The 7,594-nt window shown below is 71.5% G+C and carries 4 protein-coding genes; all 4 read left to right on the top strand.

From position 1 onward, the window contains the following. The first annotated feature begins 621 nt into the window (after positions 1-621). Entirely contained in the window at positions 622-2,775 is a 2,154-nt protein-coding gene (gene pta, locus H577_RS0113660) for a phosphate acetyltransferase (RefSeq protein WP_029146422.1), read from the top strand. Then, entirely contained in the window at positions 2,772-4,004 is a 1,233-nt protein-coding gene (locus H577_RS0113655) for an acetate/propionate family kinase (RefSeq protein ID WP_029146421.1), read from the top strand. Before pta ends, H577_RS0113655 begins: the two co-directional genes overlap by 4 nt. A gap of 266 nt (positions 4,005-4,270) precedes the next feature. Further along, positions 4,271-5,020: an HAD family hydrolase gene (locus tag H577_RS0113650; protein ID WP_029146420.1), complete on the top strand. Its 750-nt coding sequence runs from the start codon at positions 4,271-4,273 to the stop codon at positions 5,018-5,020. A 34-nt stretch (positions 5,021-5,054) separates the two neighbouring features. Continuing rightward, positions 5,055-7,574 carry a glycoside hydrolase family 65 protein gene (locus H577_RS0113645; RefSeq protein ID WP_051192045.1) on the top strand — a complete coding sequence of 840 codons (2,520 nt, stop codon included), beginning with the start codon at positions 5,055-5,057 and terminating at the stop codon, positions 7,572-7,574. Positions 7,575-7,594 lie beyond the last annotated feature (20 nt).

Here is a 7,594-nt window from a genome sequence, read left to right as displayed (position 1 = left end):
GGGTCGGCGAGGACTTCGCCGATCAGGGTCGTCAGGGCAGACTGGTAGTGGGTCATCGTGGGATCTCTCCTTTGCTTCTTGCCGGAAACAACTGGTCATCCCACGGTGGCCCTCCATCGTCAACGACGACGAGGACCCCGCAGGAATTGACACCACGCTATGGGACTCACCCCGTGCTTCCCGCATCCGAGCAGCCATTCGTGTCGACCGAACCGGCCCGCTGCGCCGCCGCCCGCTGCGTCGCCGGCCTGCCCGACGGCCCTCCCGGTTCGGTCGACGCAAACGGTCGTGCCTCCCGCATCCGGGCAGCCATTCGTGTCGACCGAACCGGCCCGCCGCGCCGTCCGCCCGCTGCGTCGCCGCACGGTCGTCCCGTTCCGCCGACGCAACACGGCCCTCCCGGTTCGGTCGACGCAAATGGTCGTGTTTCCCGCATCCGGGCAGCCATTCGTGTCGACCGAACCCGCGCGCCGCCCAGGCCCGACCCCGCCCACGCGCGCGCCGCCACCCGTCCACACGCGCGCCGCGCGCAGCCCCGCGCCCCGCCCGCCGCCCAGGCCCGACCACGCCCCGCCCGCCCCCCGCAGCCCGCCGACGGGGCGACCCGCCTAGGCTGGAACCGTGGCGCAGAGCATCTTCATCACGTCCGCAGAAGGTCATTCCGGCAAGTCCACGATCGCGCTCGGCGTGCTCGACGCGATCAGCCACGCCACACCGCGGGTGGGCGTGTTCCGCTCCATCGCCCGCTCGACCGTGGAGCGCGACTACGTGCTCGAGATGCTGCTCGAACACGACGGCGTCGACCTCGCCTACGAGGACTGCATCGGCGTCACCTACGACGACGTGCACGCCGACCCCGAGGCCGCCCTCGGTGTCATCGTCGAGCGCTACAAGGCGGTCGAGGCCCGGTGCGACGCGGTCGTGATCCTGGGCAGCGACTTCACCGACGTGGGCAGCCCCGCCGAGCTGGGCTACAACGCCCGCATCGCCGCGAACCTCGGGGCCCCCGTGCTGCTCGTGCTCGGCGGCCGCAGCCAGCAGGGCCTGGGCGAGCAGCTCGGCACGACGCAGGCGCGGACGGCCGAGCAGATGGGGCAGATCGCCGCGCTCGCCCTCGCCGAGCTCGCCCACGGCCGCGCCGAACTGCTCGCGGTGATCGCCAATCGCACCGACCCCGACGCCCTGGTGACCACCGTCGCCGCGATCTCACACGTCGTCGAGGCCTCGCCGGTGGCCCGCACCGCCGCCCACCGCGACGGGCGCGTGCCGGTCTGGGCACTGCCCGAAGACCGGTTCCTGGTCGCGCCGTCGATGCGCGGGGTGATGCGGTCGCTGGATGCCACGTTGCTCCGCGGCGACGAGCAGTTGCTCACCCGCGAGGTGCTCGACGTGGTGGTCGCGGGCATGTCGATGGTCAACGTGCTGCCGCGTCTGCTCGAGGGCTCGGTCGTCGTGGTGGCCGCCGACCGGTCGGATGTGCTGCTGGCCACCCTGCTCGCGAACGCGTCGGGCACCTTCCCGTCGCTGGCCGGCATCGTGCTGAACGGCCCGTTCGAGCTGCCCGAGTCGATCGAGCGGCTCATCGAGGGGCTCGGGACGCCGCTGCCGATCATCACCACCCAGTACGGCACCTACGAGACCGCGCTGCGCATCATGCGCACCCGGGGGCGCCTGGCCGCCGACTCGCAGCGCCGCTACGACACCGCCCTCGCCCTGTTCGAGCAGCACGTCGACATCGACGAGCTCACCCGGGCGCTGGGTCTTGCCCGCTCCACGGTGGTCACCCCGCTGATGTTCGGCTACCAGCTCATCGAGCGCGCCCGGGCCGACCGCCGCCGTATCGTCCTGCCCGAGGGCGGCGACGACCGGGTGCTGCGCGCCGCGGCCACCGCCCTGTCGCGCGGCATCGCCGAGATCACCCTGCTCGGCGACGAGGCCGAGGTGCGCGCTCGCGCCACCGCGCTCGGCATCGACATCGGCGCCGCCCAGATCATCAGCCCGTTCGATGCGGCGCTGGTCGACCGGTTCGCGCGCGAGTACGAGCGGCTGCGCGCCCACAAGGGCATGACCTACGCGCGGGCGGCCGACACGGTGACGGATGTCTCGTACTTCGGCACGATGATGGTGCATCTGGGCCTGGCCGACGGCATGGTCTCGGGTGCCGCGCACACCACGGCGCACACGATCCGTCCCGCGTTCGAGATCATCAAGACCGCCCCGGGCGTCTCGGTCGTCTCGAGCGTGTTCCTCATGGCGCTCGCCGACCGGGTGCTGGTCTACGGCGACTGCGCCGTCATCCCGGATCCCACCAGCGCCCAGCTGGCCGACATCGCCATCTCGTCGGCGGCCACCGCACGGCAGTTCGGCATCGAACCGCGGGTCGCGATGCTGTCGTACTCCACCGGCGAGTCCGGCGCCGGCGAAGACGTCGAGAAGGTGCGGGCCGCGACCGCCCTGGTGCGTGAGCGCGCGCCCGAGCTGCCCGTCGAGGGCCCGATCCAGTACGACGCCGCCGCCGACGCGGCCGTCGCGGCCGCGAAGATGCCCGGCTCGCAGGTGGCCGGCCGTGCGACGGTGTTCATCTTCCCCGACCTGAACACCGGCAACAACACCTACAAGGCCGTGCAGCGCTCGGCCGGCGCCGTCGCCATCGGCCCGGTGCTGCAGGGTCTGAACAAGCCCATCAACGACCTCTCGCGTGGGGCGCTGGTCGATGACATCGTGAACACCATCGCCATCACGGCGATCCAAGCCCAGTCGGAGGCATCCCGGTGAGCATCGTCCTGGTCGTCAACAGCGGGTCCAGCTCGTTCAAGTACCAGCTGCTCGACATGACCACCGAGCGGGTGCTCGCCTCGGGACTGGTCGAGCGGATCGGCCAACCGATGGGCTCGTGCCGGCACACCGTCTATCAGGTGTCGGGCGAGCCGGGGCAGGGCGTGACGACGATGCTGGATGCCACGACCGAGCGCGAGCTGCCGATCCCCGACCACTTCGCGGGGTTCGCGGCCATGCTCGACGCGTTCGAGCTGAGCGGGCCGAGCCTGGTCGAGAATCCGCCGGTCGCGGTGGGGCACCGGGTGGTGCACGGTGGGGCGCGGTTCTTCGAGCCCACCCTGATCACGCCACTGGTCGAGATCAACATCGAGGAGCTGGCGGTGCTGGCCCCGCTGCACAACCCTGCGAACCTCGCCGGCATCGTCGCCGCCCGACGTGCGTTCCCCGACGTGCCACACGTGGCCGTGTTCGACACCGCATTCCACCAGACCCTGGCGCCCGCCGCGTACACCTACGCGATCGACGCCGAGATCGCCGCGGCGCACCGCATCCGCCGCTACGGCTTTCACGGCACCTCGCACAAGTTCGTCTCGGGTGCGGCCGCCGCCTACCTCGGGCGGCCGCCGGGCGAGCTGAAGCAGATCGTGTTCCACCTGGGCAACGGCGCGTCGGTCACCGCGGTCGACGGCGGTGTCTCGGTCGACACGTCGATGGGGTTCACGCCGCTGGAAGGCCTGGTGATGGGCACCCGCTCGGGCGACATCGATCCCGCGCTCCTGTTCCAGCTGGCGCGGCGTGCGCAGATGGATGTCGACGACCTCGACGACCTGCTCAACAAGCGCAGCGGGCTGAAGGGCCTGAGCGGATTCTCGGACATGCGCGACGTGCTGGCCGGGCGGGCCCGCGGCGAGCAGGCCGCGACGCTCGCGTTCGACGTGTACGTGCACCGACTGCGCGCCTATGCGGGTGCGTACCTCGCGCAGCTGGGCGGCGTCGACGTCATCTCGTTCACCGCGGGGGTCGGCGAGAACGTGCCCGACGTGCGTGCGGGGGCCCTGGCCACCCTCGGCTTCGCCGGGGTGCACGTCGACCCGGTCCGGAACGCTGCCCGGGCCCACGGCATCCGGGTCATCTCGACGGATGACTCGCCGGTGACCGTCCTCGTGGTGCCCACCGACGAGGAGCTCGAGATCGCCCGGCAGACCCTCGAGGTCACCGGCGGCTGACCCCGCCGGGAGGGTCCGTTCGGGCCGCCGCGGCGCAGGGCCCGGTCGGGCCGCCGCGGCGCAGGGTCCGGCCGGGCCGCCGCGGCGCAGGGTCCGGCCGGGATGCCGCGGCGCAGCGTCGGGCCCGGGATGCCGCGGGGCAGAGTTTACGCGGATCCGCGGGATCGGCGCCCGAGACAGCGGACCGGCCGACTCGGCGACGAGGCTGCGCGGCTAGCCTGGAACCGGTGGTGTCATCCGACGCCGACGCGAGCCCGGGAGGTCCCATGAACACCGATCGCACCCTCGATCTGACCGGGTACGACGCGGTGCTGTTCGACCTCGACGGCGTGCTCACCCCGACCGCCGAGGTGCACATGCACGCCTGGCAGCGGCTGTTCGACGAGCTGTTCGCCGCGTGGGGCATCACCCCGCCCTACACCGACCGCGACTACTTCGAGCACGTCGACGGCAAGAAGCGCTACGACGGCGTGGCCGCCGTACTGCGCAGCCGCTCGGTCGAGGTGCCGTGGGGCGAGCCCGCCGACCCGCCCACCGCCGACACGGTGTGCGGCATCGGCAACCGCAAGAACGCGACGTTCGCCCGTATCCTGCGCGACGAGGGCATCGCCCCGTACCCCGGCTCGCTGCGGCTGTTGGACGTGCTGCGGGATGCCGGCACACCGATCGCCGTGGTCTCGAGCTCGAAGAACGCCGACGAGGTGCTGCGCACCGCCGGCCTGCGGGGCCGGTTCGAGGTCGTCGTCGACGGCGTCCTCGCCGAGCACGAGCATCTCGCCTCGAAACCCGCGCCCGACATGTTCTTGGCTGCGGCACGGATGCTGGGGGTCGACCCCGCGCGGGCGGCCGCGGTGGAGGATGCCCTCAGCGGGGTCCGATCCGCCGCGGCGGGCGGCTTCGCCCTCGTCGTCGGTGTCGACCGCGGCGTGGGGGCCGAGGCGTTGACCGCGGCCGGGGCGCACGTGGTGGTGGCCGATCTCGGCGACCTGGTCGAAGCATCCGCCCGCGGTCTCTAGACTCGATCCGGCGCAGTCACCGAGAAGGGGCAGGATGATCGATCGCGACCGCTTTCCCGTCGACCCGTGGCGTCTGGTCGAGACCGGGTTCGACCTCGACGACGCCGGGGTCACCGAGTCCCTGTTCGCCGTGGGCAACGGCTACCTCGGCATGCGCGGAAACCACCCCGAGGGGCGGCACGCGCACGAGCAGGGCACATTCATCAACGGCTTCCACGAGACCTTCCCCATCCGGCACGCCGAGCAGGCGTTCGGCTTCGCCGAGGTCGGGCAGACCATCGTCAACGCACCCGACGCCAAGGTCATGCGGGTCTACGTCGACGACGAGCCGCTGACGTTCGACTTCGCCGACATCCGCGAGTACGAGCGGGTGCTCGACTTCCGCGACGGCGTGTTGCGCCGCCGCATCCTGTGGGTCACCCCGAGCGGCAAGCACGTGCGCGTCGACTTCGAGCGGATGGTGTCGTTCGAAGAGCGGCACCTGGCGATCATGGTGGTCGAGGTGACGGTGCTGGATGCCGACGCCCCGGTCACCGTCAGCTGCCAGATCGTGAACCGGCAGGACGGCGAGGACGTCTACGGGGGCACCCCGACCGCGCCGCGCAAGGCCGGTTTCGACCCGCGCCGGGCCGACCGGTTCGCCGAGCGGGTGCTGCTGCCCCAGGAGTATTGGCAGGACAAGCAGCGCTCGACCCTGAGTTACCGGGTCGCCCAGTCGGGCATGACCCTCGCGGTGGTCGCCGACCACCTCATCGACACCGCCAACCCCTACACGATGCGCACCCTGGTCGAGCCCGACATCGCCAAGAACGTGTTCCGGGTGCAGGCCAAGGCCGGCGTTCCGGTGCGTGTGACCAAGCTGGTCAGCTACCACACCGCCCGCGCCGGCGTGCCCGCCCGTGAGCTCGTCGACCGCTGCCGCCGCACCCTCGACCGCGCCATGGAGGTGCCGGTGCGCCACCACGTCGAGCGCCAGCGCGCGTGGCTCGACGCGTTCTGGCAGCGTTCGGACGTGCGCATCGGCGGCCGCGACGACCTGCAGCAGGCGGTGCGGTGGTGTCTGTTCCAGCTCGCCCAGGCCGCCGCCCGCGCCGACGGTGAGGGTGTGGGCGCGAAGGGCGTCACCGGATCGGGCTACAGCGGCCACTACTTCTGGGACACCGAGATCTACGTGCTCCCGTTCCTGGCCTACACCACCCCGCAGTGGGCGCTGAACGCGCTGCGGATGCGGGTGCTGATGCTGCCGGCCGCGCGGCGCCGCGCCCACCAGCTCACCGAGGCCGGTGCGCTGTACCCGTGGCGCACGATCAACGGCGAAGAGGCCTCGGCGTACTACGCCGCCGGCACCGCGCAGTACCACATCAACGCCGACGTGTGCTTCGCGCTGTCGAAGTACGTGCGCGCCACCGGCGACACCGACTTCCTGTACCGCGACGGCGTCGACATCGCCGTCGAGACGGCACGGCTGTGGGCCACGCTCGGGTTCTGGCGTTCGCACGACGGAGTGGAGTCCTTCCACATCCACGGCGTGACCGGGCCCGACGAGTACACCACCGTCGTCAACGACAACCTGTTCACCAACGTGATGGCGCGGTTCAACCTGCGCTTCGCGGCCCGCACGGTGCGCGAGATGGCGCGACTGGACGGTGAGGTGTACCGCCGCATGGTCGCCCGCCTCGACCTCGACCCGGCCGAGCCCGAGGCGTGGGAGCGCGCCGCGGAGTGCATGCACATCCCGTACAGCCCGCAGTTGGGCATCCACCCCCAGGACGAGGTGTTCCTCGAGAAGGAGGTGTGGGACCTCGAGCGCACCCCGCCCGAGCAGCGCCCGCTGCTGCTGCACTTCCACCCGCTGGTGATCTACCGGTACCAGGTGCTCAAGCAGGCCGACGTGGTGCTGGCCCTGTTCTTGCAGGGCACCCACTTCACCCCCGAAGAGAAGCTCGCCGACTTCGAGTACTACGACCCGCTGACCACCGGCGACTCCACGCTGTCGGCGGTGGTGCAGGCGATCCTGGCCGCCGAGGTCGGCTACCAGGACCTCGCCCTGGACTACTTCCAGCGGGCGCTGTTCGTCGACCTCGCCGATCTGCACCACAACGCCGCCGACGGAGTGCACGTCGCCTCGGCGGGCGGGGTGTGGACCGCCCTGGTGTCGGGCTTCGGCGGCATGCGCGACGACGGCGGCCGCCTCAGCTTCGACCCGCGCCTGCCTGCCGGGTGGGACGATCTGCAGTACGTCATGCACTGGCACGGCACGCCGTTGCACGTCACGCTGCGCCGCGACGCGCTGACCGTGGCCGCCGACGACGGCGCACCCGTGCCGTTCTGTGTGCGCGGGCGGGAGTACGTCGTCGAGCCGGGCGGCGAGGTCACCGTTCCGTTGTCCGATCAGGGGCCGCGCATCCCCGGTCGTCCGACGCTGCACGAGCTGATCGGCGAGCGGCGTGAGGACGGCACCCTGCTGTCGGCATCCGTGCCCACCACCGTGACCACGACCATCCCGGTCATCGACATGACCGGGGAGGTGCCGGTCATCGACACTCGACAATGATCTGATGTTTCGGCCCTGAT

Origin of the sequence: Microbacterium luticocti DSM 19459, assembly GCF_000422405.1 — a bacterium.
GTDB classification, from domain to species: domain Bacteria; phylum Actinomycetota; class Actinomycetes; order Actinomycetales; family Microbacteriaceae; genus Microbacterium; species Microbacterium luticocti.
This window is presented reverse-complemented; position numbering and strand designations above follow the sequence as displayed.

What these genes read in the sequence shown, in the direction of transcription:
- H577_RS0113650 (WP_029146420.1), top strand. Translation starts at nt 4,271, where the DNA reads ATGAACACCGATCGCACCCTCGATCTGACCGGGTACGACGCGGTGCTG.
- H577_RS0113645 (WP_051192045.1), top strand. Translation starts at nt 5,055, where the DNA reads ATGATCGATCGCGACCGCTTTCCCGTCGACCCGTGGCGTCTGGTCGAG.